General features: G+C 38.9%; 15 protein-coding genes and 1 other RNA gene. 3 read left to right on the top strand and 13 right to left on the bottom strand.

The genetic code is table 11. The features are described 5' to 3' along the window. Positions 1 to 48: 48 nt before the first annotated feature. The 9 genes from A5816_RS05630 to A5816_RS05670 form a co-directional block, all read right to left on the bottom strand. Positions 49 to 1,398, bottom strand: a complete 1,350-nt coding sequence (locus A5816_RS05630) for an APC family permease (protein ID WP_086310925.1) — start codon at positions 1,396 to 1,398, stop codon at positions 49 to 51. A gap of 63 nt (positions 1,399 to 1,461) precedes the next feature. Continuing rightward, complete coding sequence (locus A5816_RS05635) at positions 1,462 to 2,415, bottom strand: L-threonine 3-dehydrogenase (RefSeq protein ID WP_002372400.1); 954 nt, start codon at positions 2,413 to 2,415, stop codon at positions 1,462 to 1,464. 101 nt (positions 2,416 to 2,516) lie between these two features. Continuing rightward, the gene (locus A5816_RS05640; RefSeq protein ID WP_025478246.1) at positions 2,517 to 3,707 is read right to left on the bottom strand and encodes a glycine C-acetyltransferase; all 1,191 of its coding nucleotides are present in this window, start codon (positions 3,705 to 3,707) and stop codon (positions 2,517 to 2,519) included. Between the two features lie 497 nt (positions 3,708 to 4,204). After that, positions 4,205 to 4,888 carry an HD domain-containing protein gene (locus A5816_RS05645; RefSeq protein ID WP_002372396.1) on the bottom strand — a complete coding sequence of 228 codons (684 nt, stop codon included), beginning with the start codon at positions 4,886 to 4,888 and terminating at the stop codon, positions 4,205 to 4,207. A gap of 80 nt (positions 4,889 to 4,968) precedes the next feature. After that, positions 4,969 to 6,465 carry a carboxypeptidase M32 gene (locus A5816_RS05650; RefSeq protein WP_086310926.1) on the bottom strand — a complete coding sequence of 499 codons (1,497 nt, stop codon included), beginning with the start codon at positions 6,463 to 6,465 and terminating at the stop codon, positions 4,969 to 4,971. A 45-nt stretch (positions 6,466 to 6,510) separates the two neighbouring features. Then, the gene (locus A5816_RS05655; protein WP_002372394.1) at positions 6,511 to 7,677 is read right to left on the bottom strand and encodes a class I SAM-dependent RNA methyltransferase; all 1,167 of its coding nucleotides are present in this window, start codon (positions 7,675 to 7,677) and stop codon (positions 6,511 to 6,513) included. Between the two features lie 157 nt (positions 7,678 to 7,834). Continuing rightward, positions 7,835 to 8,202: RNase P RNA component class B (rnpB, locus tag A5816_RS05660), an RNA gene on the bottom strand. Between the two features lie 21 nt (positions 8,203 to 8,223). Then, complete coding sequence (gene gpsB / locus A5816_RS05665; RefSeq protein WP_002295835.1) at positions 8,224 to 8,643, bottom strand: cell division regulator GpsB; 420 nt, start codon at positions 8,641 to 8,643, stop codon at positions 8,224 to 8,226. 89 nt (positions 8,644 to 8,732) lie between these two features. Beyond that, positions 8,733 to 9,272: a DUF1273 domain-containing protein gene (locus tag A5816_RS05670; RefSeq protein WP_002372392.1), complete on the bottom strand. Its 540-nt coding sequence runs from the start codon at positions 9,270 to 9,272 to the stop codon at positions 8,733 to 8,735. A gap of 63 nt (positions 9,273 to 9,335) precedes the next feature. Here A5816_RS05670 and recU point away from each other — a divergent pair, with 63 nt between their 5' ends. Next, entirely contained in the window at positions 9,336 to 9,983 is a 648-nt protein-coding gene (recU, locus tag A5816_RS05675) for a Holliday junction resolvase RecU (protein WP_002309362.1), read from the top strand. Continuing rightward, positions 9,973 to 12,351: a PBP1A family penicillin-binding protein gene (locus A5816_RS05680; protein WP_086310927.1), complete on the top strand. Its 2,379-nt coding sequence runs from the start codon at positions 9,973 to 9,975 to the stop codon at positions 12,349 to 12,351. Before recU ends, A5816_RS05680 begins: the two co-directional genes overlap by 11 nt. A 16-nt stretch (positions 12,352 to 12,367) precedes the next feature. Here A5816_RS05680 and nth read toward each other — a convergent pair whose 3' ends face one another. Both nth and A5816_RS05690 read right to left on the bottom strand, forming a co-directional pair. Continuing rightward, positions 12,368 to 13,045: an endonuclease III gene (nth, locus tag A5816_RS05685; RefSeq protein ID WP_065773154.1), complete on the bottom strand. Its 678-nt coding sequence runs from the start codon at positions 13,043 to 13,045 to the stop codon at positions 12,368 to 12,370. A gap of 6 nt (positions 13,046 to 13,051) precedes the next feature. After that, positions 13,052 to 13,750 carry a DnaD domain protein gene (locus tag A5816_RS05690; RefSeq protein WP_010732664.1) on the bottom strand — a complete coding sequence of 233 codons (699 nt, stop codon included), beginning with the start codon at positions 13,748 to 13,750 and terminating at the stop codon, positions 13,052 to 13,054. Between the two features lie 267 nt (positions 13,751 to 14,017). On the opposite strand from A5816_RS05690, the gene A5816_RS05695 reads away from it, so the two are divergent. Further along, a complete protein-coding gene (locus A5816_RS05695) occupies positions 14,018 to 15,205 on the top strand; it encodes an MFS transporter (RefSeq protein WP_086310928.1) in 1,188 nt (395 codons plus the stop codon). Between the two features lie 2 nt (positions 15,206 to 15,207). On the opposite strand, the gene A5816_RS05700 is transcribed toward A5816_RS05695, so the two are convergent. Then, on the bottom strand, positions 15,208 to 15,651 hold the full coding sequence (locus tag A5816_RS05700; protein ID WP_025478245.1) for a MarR family winged helix-turn-helix transcriptional regulator: 444 nt from the start codon (positions 15,649 to 15,651) through the stop codon (positions 15,208 to 15,210). A gap of 148 nt (positions 15,652 to 15,799) precedes the next feature. Continuing rightward, positions 15,800 to 16,087 (bottom strand): DUF5960 family protein, encoded by a 288-nt coding sequence (locus A5816_RS05705; protein ID WP_086310929.1) that lies wholly within the window; start codon positions 16,085 to 16,087, stop codon positions 15,800 to 15,802. Positions 16,088 to 16,297: the final 210 nt, after the last annotated feature.

Raw genomic sequence — 16,297 nt, forward strand, 5'->3', positions numbered from 1 at the left:
TTTGTTTAGCAGAAAATTTGTTTCCAATGTATTTCGAATCATTTTTAGCTATCTACGTTTCAAATAAAGGTAAAACGGGATACCGGCAAGTGTCAATGCGATCCCCATCGAAGCTAAAAAAGTTTGAGTGATAAGTGTGCTTGATACAATAAAGGTTCCTCCAATGATTGCTACTAATGGGATAAACGGATACATTGGAACTTTATATGGTCGAATCAGATCAGGTTCTTTTTTACGAAGAAGAATGACACCTACAAAGACCATCGTATAAAAAATCCAAATGACAAAGATCAGCATATCCGTTAGTGTATCAAAACCACCGATCATCATCATGCCAATAGCGATGACTAGCTCTAAGATACCTGCGGCTACAGGAACTTTAGTTTTATCATGAAGTTTAGCAAAGAGCTTGCTAAAAGGCAGGTTGTTTTCTTTTGCCATAACATAAGGGAGACGCATTCCAGTAAGGGTATAGCCATTGATAGTTCCATAAACAGAAATCAAGATACCAATTGTGACCAGTCTTCCACCAAAGCCGCCAAAAATCATTTTTGCAACATCACTTGCCGCATTGCTGTTTCCTACGACTCCGTCGATAGATGCGGTTCTTAAGAACACCGCATTTACTAATAAATAAACGATCATGATTCCGATGATTCCTAAAGAAATTGCTTTTGGCAAATCTTTCGCCGGCTTTTTCAATTCTCCCGAAATATTTCCTACGTGTATCCAACCGTCGTATGCGAACATCGTTGCTAGCAAGCCAGCTCCCAAGGCAGAGAAAAATGAAAGGTTTTCTCCTTCTTGGATCGGAAACAGTTGGAAGTCTACTCCTTCTTGTCGGAATAAACCGAAAATAACGATCACAAACAAAGGAATGAGTTTGCAGACAAGCGTAATCGACTGAAAAGCTCCTCCAGCTTTAGAACCTAAAAAATTGATCAGCATGATCGATACAGCAGCTGTAACAGCTACAGGAACAATCATCGATTGGGAAAGATCGAATAAATTGACGAACTGTGTACCGAAAATGATCGACAAGGCTGCTACATTTGCTGGAAAATAAATCACGACTTGAGCCCAGCCAAGTAAAAATGCTGCTGTATTTCCGTAAATCCGTTCGATATATTTGATCATCCCGCCTGTTTCAGGAATAGCCGCTGCCAATTCAGCTCCTGTCAGTCCTGCACAAACAGAGATCACACCACCTAGAAACCAGGAAAACATATGCAAACTGACGGTACCTGTTACTTCTGCTACGCTTGCGGCTTTGAAAAACACCCCTGCACCGATTACTGTACCCATAACAGTCGATAAAGCAGTGAAAAAACCCATCGTACGCTTCAATTCATTTTCCGTTTTTACTTCCTTTACTGGCGTGGCTTGATATTCTTCCATTACTTACCTCCTTCCATACCATAGCCAAAAAGTATAGAAACCTTTTTGGCTATGGTTCTTGCTTTATACCGTCTCTGCTAATTTTTCTCTCAGTTTTTCCAACATATCCTTTGTCATTGCATCTAAATCGTATTTTGGCGAAAAGTCCCATTCCTCTTGCGCACAAGAAACATCTAGTGAGTTTGGCCAAGATTCTGCTATCGATTGACGCACAGGATCCACATCGTAATCCATTTCAAAATCTGGTATGATTTTTTGAATAGATGCTTTAATTTCTTCAGGCTCAAAAGACATTGCCGATATATTAAAAGCATTTCGATGAACTAGTCGATTAGGGTCTGCGTTCATGAGCTTTATAATGGCATCGATTGCATCTGGCATATACATCATATCCATTGATGTACCTTGATCAATGAAACTAGTGTACTTTCCTTCTTTGATTGCTGAATAATAAATATCGACTGCGTAGTCTGTCGTACCGCCTCCTGGCAAGGTTGCATAAGAAATCAATCCAGGGAAACGGACACCACGAGTATCTACGCCATACTTCACATAATAATAATCACATAGTAGTTCTCCAGCTACCTTCGTTACCCCATACATGGTTGTAGGACGCTGAAGAGTATCTTGTGGGGTATGATCTTTTGGAGTATTTGGACCAAACGCGCCGATTGAACTTGGCGTAAAAAATTTCAGCTGGAATTCTCTAGCGACTTCCAATGCATTGACCAGCCCAGTCATGTTCAAATCCCAGGCTAATTGTGGTTTTGCTTCTGCAACAGCTGACAAAAGAGCAGCCAAATGAATCAATGTGTCCACTTGATATTGTTCTGCTATGCTGCGCATTTTTTCGTAATCCATTACATCTAGGATCTCAAAAATATCGTTTTTCTCAATGACTTCAGGCATGCGTATATCTGTCGCAATGACATTTTCACTGCCTAGTTCTTGACGTAGCCGTGTGATCAACTCTGAACCAATTTGTCCTAAACATCCTGTCACCAATACTTTTTTCATGATGATCCTCCCTGATCTTTTTTACTACTATCTTCAGATGATTAACAATATATGCGTGAACATGTTCTCTAATTTTAAATAGGCGAAAAAACTAAATTTAGTTAAATAATTTCCATTTCTTTTCCTATTTTTTGATAAACCGCTACTGCTTCATCAAGCATTTCCTTTGTATGTTCCGCAGTCGGCATATTTCTGATTCTGCCTGTCCCCAGAGGAACAGTTGGATAAACGATTGGTTTAGCATAAATCCCATGTTCGATCAGTTTCTTAGAGAAAGTCTGAGTCACTTTTTCATCTCCTAAAATAACTGGAGTGATAGGTGTTTCAGACACACCGATGTTATAGCCGACTTTTTTCAATTCTTCTTTAAAATAATTAGCATTTTCCCAAACTTTTTCGACAAGTTCCGGATGTTCCTGCATCAAAGAGATTGAAGCCAATGCAGATGCAGCTGCTCCAGGAGTTAGCGAGGTAGAAAATAGAAATGGCCGGCTTCTAGCTTTCAACCAGTCAATCAGTGTTTTTGAACCAGCAACATAGCCCCCAACAACACCTACAGCTTTCGATAACGTACCCATTTGCATATCAATTTTATCGCTTAATCCAAAATGTTTGACGGTTCCTGCACCTTTTCCAGTTACACCTGAGCCGTGCGCATCATCTACATAAGTGATGAGTCCATATTTTTCGGCGATTGGGATGATTTCCGGCAATCGTGCAATGTCTCCATCCATGGAGAAAACCCCATCTGTGATATACATGATTTTTTTATATTTCTTACTTTCTACGGCTTCCTTCGCTTTATTCTCAAGGTCTTCCATATCTTGATGTTTAACTCGGATGATTGTTGCTCCGGATAAACGGCAGCCATCAATGATAGATGCATGGTTTAATTCATCCGATAAGATAGCATCTTCTTTTGTCATTACTGCAGAGATAGCGCCCATATTACAGTTGAATCCAGATTGAAAGGCGATTGCAGCTTCTGTCCCTTTGAATTCTGCGATTTTTTCTTCTAATTGTTGATGGATCTTCAGCGAACCATTGATCGTTCGGACTGCACCTGCTCCTACGCCATAAGTTTCAGTTGCTTCAATACATGCTTTTTTCAATTCTTTGCGATTGGCAAACCCGAGGTAATTGTTGGATGCCAGATTGATCATCTTTTTTCCGTCTACGATGATACAAGCACCGTTTTCACTTTCTAGTACATCGATCGTGTTGTACAATCCCTTTTCTTTCAGTTGCTCCAATTCTTTCTCCAAATACATCGTTAACTCTTTGGAAGACATGACCTCCACCTCCATATTCATCTGTCTTGCAGAACATACCAAACATATATCGTGTCATTCATCTACGAAGCAAGTATGCCACATTTTTGATAACGCTTACATCAATTATGAGAGTTATTTAACCATATTTTTTATTTACTGCATCTTTTTATTTTAGAAGAACTTGTATAGTATGAAGAATTAACTTTTAAATAATGGCGATATTTTGATTTACATAGAAAGAAAAACACAGCAAAACCATTGATAGAAGCTAGCTAGACAAAATCAAGTATATTCTGATTTTTTAAACTATTTATCGCATAGACCAATAAAAAATAAAAAAATAAGCAAAAAGCTTTCATCTTTGTTTATCAGCAATTTTTAATCTTATTATCTGATCATTTTTTCACAAAATATCCATGTAGAATTTGAAAAAAGGACTGTGACAAATATCTTATCACAATCCCTTCTTCCGAATAAACGGTGTTCTCCCACCAACTCCTCGGTCACAAGCTCCATCATTTTTTGTTATTTTTGATCCAATTGTCTGGTGTGAAAGATGGATCGTCAATAGACCACTCTAGAAAAAATTCTTCTAAAAATTCACGCATAAAGCCTTCTCTACGTTTGGCTTCTTTGTATCCGTAATCAGTGTTCATTTTATCAGGCAACAAGAACAGTTTTTCATAAAAATGATTGATCACTGTCGTGCCTTTTCGGTAATTTTTTTTGTCCTTGAATGTTTGTGGATACAGTTCAGAATCAAAAATCGGGTGTCCATGTCCTCCACCGAAATAAGCAGTTCGCAAAATGCCGATTGCTCCTAACGCTTCGATACGATCAGCATCTTGAACGATCTTCCCTTCCAAAGATAGTTCGACTGCTTCAGAGAGATTTTTAGAAAAGGACATATTTTCGATAATGGCAAAAATCATTGAAATCTGTTCCTCTGTGATTGGCAAAGTGCGAAGAAATACACGAAGCTGTTGCTTTGCTTCGTTCTCATCTTTAACGACTTTATCATCAATCGTATCATGTAGGTAAGCTGCTGCAAGCGTCACAAAACGGTCTGCCTGCGGTTCCGTATCCAAAATTCTCTCTGCTAGCTTGACGACTCTTTTGGTATGGTCGCTTCCATGTCCCGTTTGATCATGTGCTAATTGTTCCATGCTATAATCAGCGATTACTTGTAATTTATCCATCCAGTCCACTTCTTTCTTAAGTAAATAGCTGAAAACATCTAATCGATTAGATGAATTCCAGCTATCTTTATAAATAGGTTTTATTTTACCTGATATACATTGAAATATAGCTCTCTCATGTAATCGATCAGATATTGTGGATTAAGTGATTCATGCGTTGCATCCATAATCAATTGATTTGGCTTTCTAGATGCACCATATTGATGGATATGCTCTGACATCCAATTTTTGATTGGAGAGTAATCATCTGACGCTAGAACATTTTCCACATCTATTTCTTGCTGCAATGAATGAAGTAATTGTGCCGCATACATGTACCCCAATGCATAAGATGGAAAATAACCAAAGCTTGCACCTGACCAATGAACGTCTTGTAAGATCCCTTCCACATCATTTGTTGGTCGTATTCCCAGATACTCTTCATATTTTTTATTCCATATTTCAGGTAATTCAGCAACATCTACCCCTTCATTGAAAATCATTTTTTCGATTTCATAACGAATGATGACATGGAGAGGGTAAGTCAAGCTGTCTGCCTCGATACGAACCAAACTTGATTGTGTATGTTTCAATGAACGATAAAACTTGTCAAAAGGAATATCATCGAATGTTCCTTCTGCACATTCCTGGAAGAAAGGATATTGCTTTTTCCAGAAGCTGCGACTACTTCCCACAATGATCTCATTAAACAACGATTGTGATTCATGAATACCCATTGATGTACCTTGATAAACCGGTGTATAAGCATATTTATCATCGATGTCTTGTTCATACATTCCATGACCAGCCTCGTGGATCACTCCAAAAACAGCCATTTTGAAATCTGTTTCGTTCCAGCGTGTCGTGATCCGTGCATCATTTGGATTGATTCCAGTCATGAATGGGTGGACAGTGTCATCTAGACGACCACGACTAAAATCATAACCAAGTTGTTCGATCACTTTTACTACAAATCTCTTCTGTTGTTCCTTTGTCATTCTCCGATTTAAGAAGTCTGTTTCAGGTTCCGTCCCTTTTTCTTGGAGCGTACGGCGGATCGTAAGAATTCCTTCTTTGAGTTGATCAAATACCTTATCGAGGATTTCAACAGTCATCCCAGGTTCATATTGGTTCAGCAAAACATCATAATCTGTCTTTTCTTCTTTTTTCCAATAAGGTATCAATTGTTTTGTCAATTCGATATTTTGGTCCAATGCTTCTTGAAAATCAGAAAACTGTTGTGTTTCTCTAGCTTTTTGCCATTGACCATGAGCGGAAGAAACAGCAGCTGTATATTTTCTCATGAGATCTTCCGGTACGCGATATTCTAAATCATACTCTTCTTTTACTTTGTCAAAAACGGACGTTCCGACTTCCGATAATTCTTCCGGATGTTCAGAAAAATAGCGAATGGCTTCTTTAATTTTTGGACCGATCTTTTTTGAAAAATAAATACTGTAAAGATAGCTATCTACTTCACTCCGGTATGCACTAGCTTTTTCTGGCATACCTGTTTGTGTATCCCAATCGAGGATTCCTAAAGCTTGTTGTAGAAGATTGATTTCTTTTACTTCTTGTAAAAACTCTTTTTCTTTCATTCCCTATTCCTCCAAACATCCAATTGAATGAATCAATTAGTCAGATTATTCGTCTTTCTCTTTTTTTCTAGGCGGACGAGTTCCCCAATACTGGAACAGATCCGTACGCAAAGCACCATTATACAATTTTCTTTTTTTGGTTGCTTTTTGTCCGTAAAATTCCTCAAACGCTAAGTCGCTAGTCAAGATATATTTACTCCATGTTTTTAATGGACGGAATACATCGCCCATTTCTTTATATAATTTTCGAACGGTTTCTTCTTCTCCTAGTCGTTCTCCGTATGGCGGATTAGCAACGATGACCCCATATTCTTTATCTGTCTTGAAGTCTTTCACTGCTTGTTGTTTAAAGACAATCGAAGAGCCTAGCCCGATTTCTTCTGCATTGGCTTTGGCAATTTCAATCATCCGTCCATTGATATCTGAACCAGTAATATCTAATTCAATATCATAATCTGCTTTTTCTTCTGCAGCTGATCGAACATTTTCCATGATTTCCTGACTGAACCAGTCCCAAGATTCGCAAGCAAACTCGCGATTGAATCCTGGTGCGATATTATGACCTATTAAGGCTGCTTCAATACAAAGCGTACCTGAACCACATACAGGATCATAAAATGGACGATCTTTCCGCCAATTTGTCAGCATCACAAGCGCGGCCGCCATGTTTTCTTTCAATGGTGCACCACCTTTTTCTAAGCGATAACCACGTTTGAATAAACTTGGTCCTGTCGTATCCAAAGTTACCATCACATGGTCTTTCAGCAAAGCTACTTCCAATTGGAAATGTGCGCCTGTTTCCGTCAGCGGAACAGAAGCTGGACGATGATAATACGTACGAAGACGTTCAACAATTGCTTTTTTTGTGATTGCCTGGCAATCAGGTGTACTATATAGTTTCGACTTGATTGATTTTCCAGCTACAGGGAAAGCTGCATCTAGTGGAAGAAAATCTTCCCAAGGCAATGCTTTTACGTTTTCAAACAATTCATCAAACGTATACGCATCGAATTCCCCAACCACGATTTTTACTCGATCTGCTGTACGTAACCATAAATTAGCTGTAGCGATCGTTTCCATTGTTCCTTCAAATCGTGCACGTCCGTTCTCAACTTGGCATTCAATTCCAAGATCTCTTAATTCTTTACCAACCAGCGCTTCGAGACCGCTTGCCGCAGTTGCGACGAGGTTGAACTTCCTGTTTTTTTCCATACATAATCTCCTTATTTATAAAAAAAGGGGGGTGGGACATCAGTCAGTCCTACCCCACGCTTTTACTCAAACTCCGAATAACCGGTGACACAAAAGTCTGTTTTGTAATAAGAACAAAATACTTTTGTCACGACCTTATTCCCTGATGTTTGCGGTTTTCTATAAGCCATGTTCTGTACTTTGCTTTTCCAGGGAGAAAAAGCAAAGCGGTAACCATCTATCTGCAGTTGTACTGCCTTTTTGTCTTGTTCTTCTTCCAGACAAAAAGCGCCCCTACCATTGTTTGGGTTGCTCGCTCGAGGGGTTTACCGCGTTCCACCGGATGGGTTTCCCCAGCCGCTTCGTCACTGTGGCACTTTCAAGGATACTTAAGCATAGCCGAAGCCTTAGCTTGTTTTCCTGCCGTTACTCCAAAGAGTACCTTAGCTTATGGTTTCGCTAAGCACGAACACTACAGGCATCACAGCCTGTGCGAGCATGGACTTTCCTCAGCCTGATCAAGTCAGACCGCGATTACCCGAAAACCGCAAATTCATTAGTCAAAAATTAAAATTGACGTGTTTTTTCATTATCATCTAAGCTTGTATCTGCATTTGTGTAGTTATTTGGATTAGGTTGTGCTGGTTTGACTGCACTTGCTTGTTGATCAAGCTTTTTACCGAATACTTCACGTTCAAGGTTTGACAAGCGTTTTAAGATATCGAAATTGGTTACTGCTGCGCTCTTCGGTGCTTCTGTTTGTTGCACACGTGTTTGAGCTGCTCCTTGAGTTTTAGATAATTGAGCTACTTTCGCACTCAATCGATCGTTTTCTTCTTGTAAAGCAAGGAGTTCTTTGCTGTAAGTTTCATAATCTTTGATGATATTGTCTAAGAATTCATCAACTTCAACGGGATCATAGCCGCGCATTTTTGTTTTGAATTCTTGTTGTAAAATGTCTTTAGGACTATAAACCAAATTCGCCATATTTACACCTCTAGTTTTCATTTACGTAATAACATTTCTACCTTTTTCATTGTATAGGAAAAAAGTTGATAAATCAAACACAATATCGATTATTCACTAAAATTTTGAAGATCGTCCATACTGATCAGCCGAATTTCGTAGGGATGATCTGCTTGGTAATTCTGTGCATCTTCAAAAAAATACTTCGTTTTCCCAGGGAATTCTTCATCATAGATCAGCAGACAGCCTACTGTATGTTCAAGTATAAAACGAGTATGATTCTTTAGCTGACTAGGTGATTGGTAGGGTTGATGGCTAACAGCTTCGACATAATCTGCTAATTGTTCTGCTAATTGTTTTTTCTCTTGGTTCCCTTCATTCCAGTTATTACCAAAATCAGCAAAAGGATACAAAATACCAAGGGAAAGTTCCGGATATTCTTCTTTTAATTCCGCTACCGTTTGCACGGTCCATAGTTCAACGCCCAAATTCCCACTGACAAGTACCCATTCCAACCCTTCTTCTGCTAACTGACGGAGTTCCCTTTTTAAAACATTTTTAACAACTTGGATTTTAGGGTCATTTTCTTTAAAAACACCGAGTTCGAAACTTCGATACCCAGACACATAGATTACTTTTGACTTATCCATCTCAGATTCCTTTTCTTTCTATCTGCTTTTTTGCTATAATGTGGCCTAGGAGTGTGATTAAAGATGGTATTGCGCTATCCAAACGGCCAACCTTATTATAAGAATGCCTCTCCCGTCGAAAAAATTCAAGAAAAAAGAAAACAAATCACCGAATTCGGCAATCGGGGGATGCGCTTTGAAGAAGCAATCAATGAAAGTAATGAGTATTATCTTTCCCGCGGGTTGGCAGTTATCCATAAAAAGCCTACCCCTATCCAAATCGTGAAAGTAGACTATCCTAAGAGAAGCGCTGCTGTGATCAAAGAAGCCTACTTTACCCAAGCCTCAACCACAGACTATAATGGCGTCTATCGAGGCTTTTACTTGGACTTTGAAGCAAAAGAAACCAAGAACAAAACATCGTTTCCCTTTAAAAACTTCCATGCCCATCAAATCGAACACATGAAAGCATGCCTCGAACAAAAAGGAGTCTGCTTTGTCTTATTATGGTTTTCGACTTTGAAACGCTGTTTTTATTTGAATAGTGTTCATTTGATTGCTTACTGGGATGCCCAAAAGGAAAAAGGGCGCAAATCACTGCCTTTATCTTTGATCGAAGAACTAGGAATAGAGATCAAAACTGGTATTTCTCCGCGGATTCCTTATTTGGACGCGGTTGACTTCTATTTATCAACATTATCTATTGAAGGAGAAAGCAAGAATGGCAAATGAACAAACTAGAAGCTCTAGACGACAGAAACAGCCTACTCCTAAAAAGAGTGTGAAGAAGAATTCTGGCAAAGGTTCTGGGAAGTCTTCTGGACCACATAAAAAAGGATTGTTTATCAAGATCCTTTTAGGCATCCTCTCGTTTTTCTGTATCCTCTTTTTAGCAGGTGTAGGACTGTTCTGGTATTACGCAAAAGATGCACCCGAATTGACAGATAAAAAATTAGACGCTACCGTATCTTCCAAATTATATACACAAGATGGTGAATTATTCGAAGATCTAGGTGCGGAAAAGCGAGAAAAGATTTCTGCAAATGAATTACCGAAAACATTGGAAGATGCGATCGTGTCAGTAGAAGATCGTCGTTTTTATAAACATATCGGGGTTGACCCTATTCGGATCATCGGTTCTGCCCTTTCTAATTTCACCTCTGGCGGTCTACAAGGCGGAAGTACTTTGACGCAGCAATTGATCAAACTGTCCTTCTTCTCCACCAGCGCCGAGGATCAGACTCTGAAACGTAAGGCTCAAGAAGCGTGGATGGCTGTAAGATTGGAACAGAAAAAATCGAAACAAGAAATTTTGACCTACTACGTAAATAAAGTGTACATGTCAAATGGTTTGTACGGGATGGAGACAGCTTCTGAGATGTACTTTGGCAAGAAACTATCAGAACTTTCTTTACCACAAACAGCATTGCTTGCTGGAATGCCGCAAGCCCCTTCTGCCTATGATCCTTATGTTTATCCCGATCAGGCGAAGAAAAGACGAGATACTGTTTTGTATACGATGCTTCAAAACGAAAAAATCTCTCAAACAGAATATGATCAAGCTGTTAATGTACCGGTAACGGATGGTTTGCAAGAGCTGACTCAATCTGATGACAACACTAAGATCGTCGATAATTATGTCAAAGAAGTCATCAATGAAGTACAAGAAAAAACAGATAAGAATGTCTACACAGACGGTTTAGAGATCTATACGAATTTGGATCTGGATGCTCAAAAGAAACTATATGATATCGTCAATACGGATCAGTATGTCTCTTATCCAGACGACGAGATGCAAGTTGCCTCCACGCTTATCGACACAAATACTGGGAAAGTCAAAGCCCAGATTGGCGGGCGTCACATCGCAGAAGACGTGACTTTAGGCAACAACTTAGCAGTGAATACTTCCCGTGATTTTGGTTCTACGATGAAACCTGTCACAGATTACGGACCAGCTTTTGAATATTTGAAATATTCTACTGGAAAAACTATTACTGACGCACCGTATAACTATGAAGGTACTTCTACACCTGTAGGAAACTGGGATAATCAATATATGGGCACCATTACTTTACGCCAAGCACTTTACTTATCCCGTAATGTTCCAGCAGTCAAATTATTCAATGAAGTTGGTTCAGATAAAGTGGCTTCTTTCTTAAAAAATCTTGGGATCGAATACAGTACGATCCATCAATCGAATGCGATCTCTAGTAATACGGAAGAACAAGATGGGACAAAATACGGAGCTTCTTCCTTAAAAATGGCAGCAGCCTATGCGGCTTTCGCCAATGGAGGAACCTATTACAAACCTCAATATGTTAATAAAATCGTCTTCCAAGACGGTACAGAAGAAACTTATGAACCAGATGGAAAAACAGCCATGTCTCCAGAAACAGCTTATATGATCACAGATATTTTAAAAGATACAATCACTGAAGGTACTGGTACGAATGCGCAAATCGCTGGGTTATATCAAGCCGGTAAGACCGGAACATCAAATTATACAGATGACGAGTATGCGAAACTTGGTATTTCTTCTGGTGTATATCCAGATATCCTATTTGCGGGCTATACACCAAATTATTCGATTTCCGTGTGGACAGGTTACAACAAGAAAATGACACCTGTCACTTCAGAATCGTCACACGTGGCCTCTGATGTTTATCGCGAGCTTATGCAGTATGTTTCAGCTAACGTGACAAATACAGACTGGGAGATGCCAAGTGGCTTGATTCGTGTGGGCGGTGAACTGTACTATAAGGATCAATATACAGTGAGATCAAGCACAGTTGCGCCATCAACAACTATTCCTTCTTCCAGCTACGTCCAGACTCCTGGAAGTTCAACAACAGAGACGACGACTCAAACTAGCACTACTAGTCAAAGTGAATCAACCGCTGAGTCCTCAACAGAAAGCACGACAGCAGAGACAAGTGAACCAGAGTCATCAACGACGGTTCCTTCTTCTTCATCTGAAGAAAGCTCGACGCCGTCTTCATCTGCTCCTCCTGCTTCTTCCAGTGAGCCAGCAACTAGCGGAGCGGATGCTGCAAATGACCATACACCATCCAGTAGCACCTCAGCTTCTGGAAACAGATAGAAAAAAGAAACCACGTCTACAGGCGTGGTTTCTTTTTTAGCGTCTTTTCTTTTAGGCGCATCCGATTTTTCCCATCTTGACATATTGATAGCAAAGGACACACCTCACACTTAGGGTTTCTTGCTGTACAATGATATCTACCGAAAAAAATCAGTGTATGATGTGTCTTTACCCATAATTCTTGTGGCACTTTCCGCATCAGTGTTTCTTCTACTTCCATGACCGAGGCATCTAGTTTGCAGATCCTCAGTCGTTTTGAAACACGCTCAACATGGGTATCTACTGCGATTGCTGGTATCCCGAATGCATCTCCTAATACGACATTTGCCGTTTTTCTGCCCACGCCGGGAAGAGACATCAATTCTTCTCTTGTCGTTGGTACTTGTCCGTCGAAACGTTCAATCAGCTGCTGTGCACACGCTTTGATATTTTTTGCTTTGTTACGATACAAACCAATCGTTTTTATTTTGAGGATGATTTCATCGATTGAAGCATCTGCTAATGCATCAGGTGTTGGGAAGGAGGCAAACAAATCTGGCGTTGCTTTATTTACTGATACATCTGTCGCTTGGGCACTTAAGATCACTGCAATCAATAACTCAAATGGATTATTGTGTTTCAGTTCTCCGTGTGCTTCTGGGAACATTTCATACATCGTTTTTAGAGCTTCCATTGTCTTTTGTTTGCTTAACATATTCTGCTACTCCTCCAACCAATTTTTCAGCGAAACTTTTGGCAATTCTTCTTGTTGAGTTGGCTGCTCTACTTCTTTTTGAAGAAGTTGCTGTTTTCTTCGTTTTTGGTCTTCTTCTACTTGCTGTTTTGTACGTAGATTTTTTCTTTCCCACGATAGCAAAATACGGTCAACGTAATTAAAACTATAAGCCTGATTCAATACGGCTTCCCGCAGTGCTAGCTTCAAAATTTCCGGCTGATAATGGTCTTCTTCTAGCCATTGTCCAATCCGCTGGAACTCGATCGAAGAAAGCGGGCGTCCAAATTCTTGTTCAAATAATTGATACACTGACTGGATTTCTTTTTCTTGTGTTTTTTCTTCGTATTTTTTTTCTTGTGTTTTTAAATACTCACCTAATTGATCATAGATGGGGTAAAGATTATATCGATCTGCTTTTTTACCGTTGACAATCGTCGTTTCTATCTTGATAAATCCATTTGTTACGAGACGATCCAGTATTTTAAAAATCTGATCTTGTTTGATTCCCATATCCATAGCAATCATCTGCAAATCAGGGAAAGTATCTCCTTCAAGCTGTGCCATGTGCAACTGTAGAACAAATAAAAATTCTTCAGATTGTAGACCGATCCTATGATAATTTTTAAGTAAAAGATTAGATATGACTGTTTGTCCAGCGCTTAAGTAATTTTCTAAATTCAACATGATTTCTCCTCCGCTCAATCACAGTATACGTAAAAAAAACATGGGAAGCAAGAACAGGTTTCTTTTCTATTACTTCATTGATCGGTCAGATTTACAGTGTCGTCTACTTGATTTTTGTTTGTTCATGTTTTTGATGCGCATCTTCACTTTTCGGAATAAATAAATTAAGTAGATTTTGCTGCCCCTTAGAATGTTGACAAGGAAACAAAATTGCTATACACTATTTTTGTTTCCAAGTTAACATTATTTCATAAAGGAGTTTTTTTAATGTACAGTTTCACAAATAAACATTCTAAAGTTTTTGGATACGTCTCTGTCTTATTCACTGGATTAGGATTTACTATCGTCAGTCCTGTACTTCCGTTTTTAGCGCTGCCTTATTCCCACTCCGTACATCAGCAAGCTTTCTATATCACTTTGCTCATGTCTGTTTATGCTCTAGCTGCCTTCTTATCTGCCCCCATTCTCGGTAGCTTAAGTGATCATTTTGGGCGTCGCCCGATCCTTATTATCAGTTTATTAGGATCAAGTATCGGATATTTGATTTTTGGTTTAGGAAATTCGATATGGATGTTGTTCCTTGGTCGTATCATTGAAGGATTGACGGCAGGAGAAATCTCCACCTTATATGCTTACTTTGCCGACATTACGGAACCTAATGAAAGAACCAAAGTTTTTGGATGGATGGGTGCTTTAGTCGGTATAGGAACAACGCTTGGTCCTATTATAGGGGGCCTATTAACTGAGTTGGGGAATTTTGTTCCTATATTTATTGGAGCTCTCTTTACTTTCTTAAATGCCGTTTATGGCTACACATTTTTGCAAGAAAGCCTTCCAATAAAAAAACGTTCAGTAGATTTAAGTTTCTCCCATGTAAGACCTTTTCACCAATTACAACAATTATTCAAGATTTCATCCGTTATTCCTTTATTGACAGCAGGTTTTGCTGTTTGGTTAGCAGCTGGCTCTCTTCAATCTATCTTTTCTCAATTTTCGATTGACGCCTTTCAGTGGAAGGCTGGGTTGGTTGGTTTAAGCTTCTCTTTGATTGGAATCTTGGATATTGTCTCGCAATTGTTCATTATGCCTCGATTGCTCAAAAAATTTTCAGAACAGCAGATCACAAGAATAGGGATGTTCAGTGAAATCCTCGCCTATCTATTCATCACATTATCTGGAATTCTTCTACTGCCGATTTTGTTTTTATTTGGGATTATCTGTTATGGTTTCGGCGATTCTATTTTTACTCCTGTATTCAATGGACAACTATCCAATTCTGTCTCAGATAACCAGCAAGGTCTTGTAATGGGCGGTACCCAAAGTATACAATCTCTATCGCGCGTCATCGGCCCGCTAATCGCAGGGCAACTTTATGCTGCAGCACCATTTCTTCCGACGATATTCGGGTCTTTACTTATGATCTTTGCCTATTATTATTACAATATAAAACATTAGTTTCATTTGCTTCTTCGTATAAATTCTCTGTATCGACCGATAAAACGAAATACTGTGTCAAATTCTTCTTTTGACATATTTTCAAATACAGCAGCATCTCGCTGTACCCATTTTTGATGGAGCTGCTCATGTCTATTCCTTATTTTTTGTCCGATTGGCGTCAATTGAAAATAGATTTCTTTTTTATTCTCTTCGCTTTGATAAGTGTTTATGATCCCTCTGGCTATCAGTTTTTTTGTTAGCTTACTGATGGCTCCTCTAGTCATATAACTAGCATTCGCTAATTTTGTCACATTAGGATCAGGGATTTTCCCGATATGTTCAATCACTTCTAGTTCATTTAGCGTAAATCCTACAAATTCTTTTTCCATTTCTGGTTTATTACGATGAATAATCTCATTAGCTAAATCCAGATATTCTTCTATTAGCAGCTGTCTTTTATCCATTTCTACACCTTCTTTTTCTTTCATTATATTATTTTTTTGTTTCCTAAACAACAAAGCTAAAAGGATTTTATAGTAAAAATAAGAATGAAATCAAGAAAAAAGGGTGTTGACAAAAATGTCACAACCCTTTTTTCCGAATAAACGGTGTTTAAACATCATCTTCTGTTTCTAGTTCATACGGCTGTCCTTCATATGTGTACTCCGTATTCAATGTGCCGTCATTTTCATCTGAGTAGATGCGTCGACTGAAAGGAAAACGATGAGAAGCATTATCTTTCGCATCTTCTGCTGGCATCGTATAATATTCCTCTTGTGTTTCATTCAATTGAGAGAGCACTTGGTCCGCCAATTCATCTATATTGATCGTCGACTCCTTCGCAACATTTTTATAATCTTCTAAAAATGCATCTTGTTGGACAAAATATTCTTTATTCATCTTCTTTCTCACCTTTCTTTTCAAGTTCAAGTAAAACTGCTTGTTCTTTTATGTAACAGCTTTATCTTTGTTGCTTATTGTGACAAAAAATGCGAAGAAAGACAACTAATTGCACTTTTCACAAAAAGACAGAGGGTCGTGACAAAAAACGCGTCACAACCCTTTTTGCAAAATAAACGGTATTCAGTCAAAGCTAAACAGCTTTTTCAT

Origin of the sequence: Enterococcus sp. 3G1_DIV0629 (genome assembly GCF_002141285.1) — a bacterium.
Lineage (GTDB): Bacteria > Bacillota > Bacilli > Lactobacillales > Enterococcaceae > Enterococcus_B > Enterococcus_B lactis.

Coding starts and splice junctions, on each gene's coding strand:
- A5816_RS05705 (WP_086310929.1), bottom strand. CDS start 16,087: ATGAATAAAGAATATTTTGTCCAACAAGATGCATTTTTAGAAGATTAT.
- A5816_RS05655 (WP_002372394.1), bottom strand. CDS start 7,677: ATGGAAAAAAACAGGAAGTTCAACCTCGTCGCAACTGCGGCAAGCGGT.
- A5816_RS05670 (WP_002372392.1), bottom strand. CDS start 9,272: ATGGATAAGTCAAAAGTAATCTATGTGTCTGGGTATCGAAGTTTCGAA.
- A5816_RS05680 (WP_086310927.1), top strand. CDS start 9,973: ATGGCAAATGAACAAACTAGAAGCTCTAGACGACAGAAACAGCCTACT.
- A5816_RS05635 (WP_002372400.1), bottom strand. CDS start 2,415: ATGAAAAAAGTATTGGTGACAGGATGTTTAGGACAAATTGGTTCAGAG.
- A5816_RS05695 (WP_086310928.1), top strand. CDS start 14,018: ATGTACAGTTTCACAAATAAACATTCTAAAGTTTTTGGATACGTCTCT.
- A5816_RS05650 (WP_086310926.1), bottom strand. CDS start 6,465: ATGAAAGAAAAAGAGTTTTTACAAGAAGTAAAAGAAATCAATCTTCTA.
- A5816_RS05630 (WP_086310925.1), bottom strand. CDS start 1,398: ATGGAAGAATATCAAGCCACGCCAGTAAAGGAAGTAAAAACGGAAAAT.
- A5816_RS05700 (WP_025478245.1), bottom strand. CDS start 15,651: ATGGATAAAAGACAGCTGCTAATAGAAGAATATCTGGATTTAGCTAAT.
- nth (WP_065773154.1), bottom strand. CDS start 13,045: ATGTTAAGCAAACAAAAGACAATGGAAGCTCTAAAAACGATGTATGAA.
- A5816_RS05640 (WP_025478246.1), bottom strand. CDS start 3,707: ATGTCTTCCAAAGAGTTAACGATGTATTTGGAGAAAGAATTGGAGCAA.
- gpsB (WP_002295835.1), bottom strand. CDS start 8,643: ATGGCGAATTTGGTTTATAGTCCTAAAGACATTTTACAACAAGAATTC.
- recU (WP_002309362.1), top strand. CDS start 9,336: ATGGTATTGCGCTATCCAAACGGCCAACCTTATTATAAGAATGCCTCT.
- A5816_RS05690 (WP_010732664.1), bottom strand. CDS start 13,750: ATGTTGAATTTAGAAAATTACTTAAGCGCTGGACAAACAGTCATATCT.
- A5816_RS05645 (WP_002372396.1), bottom strand. CDS start 4,888: ATGGATAAATTACAAGTAATCGCTGATTATAGCATGGAACAATTAGCA.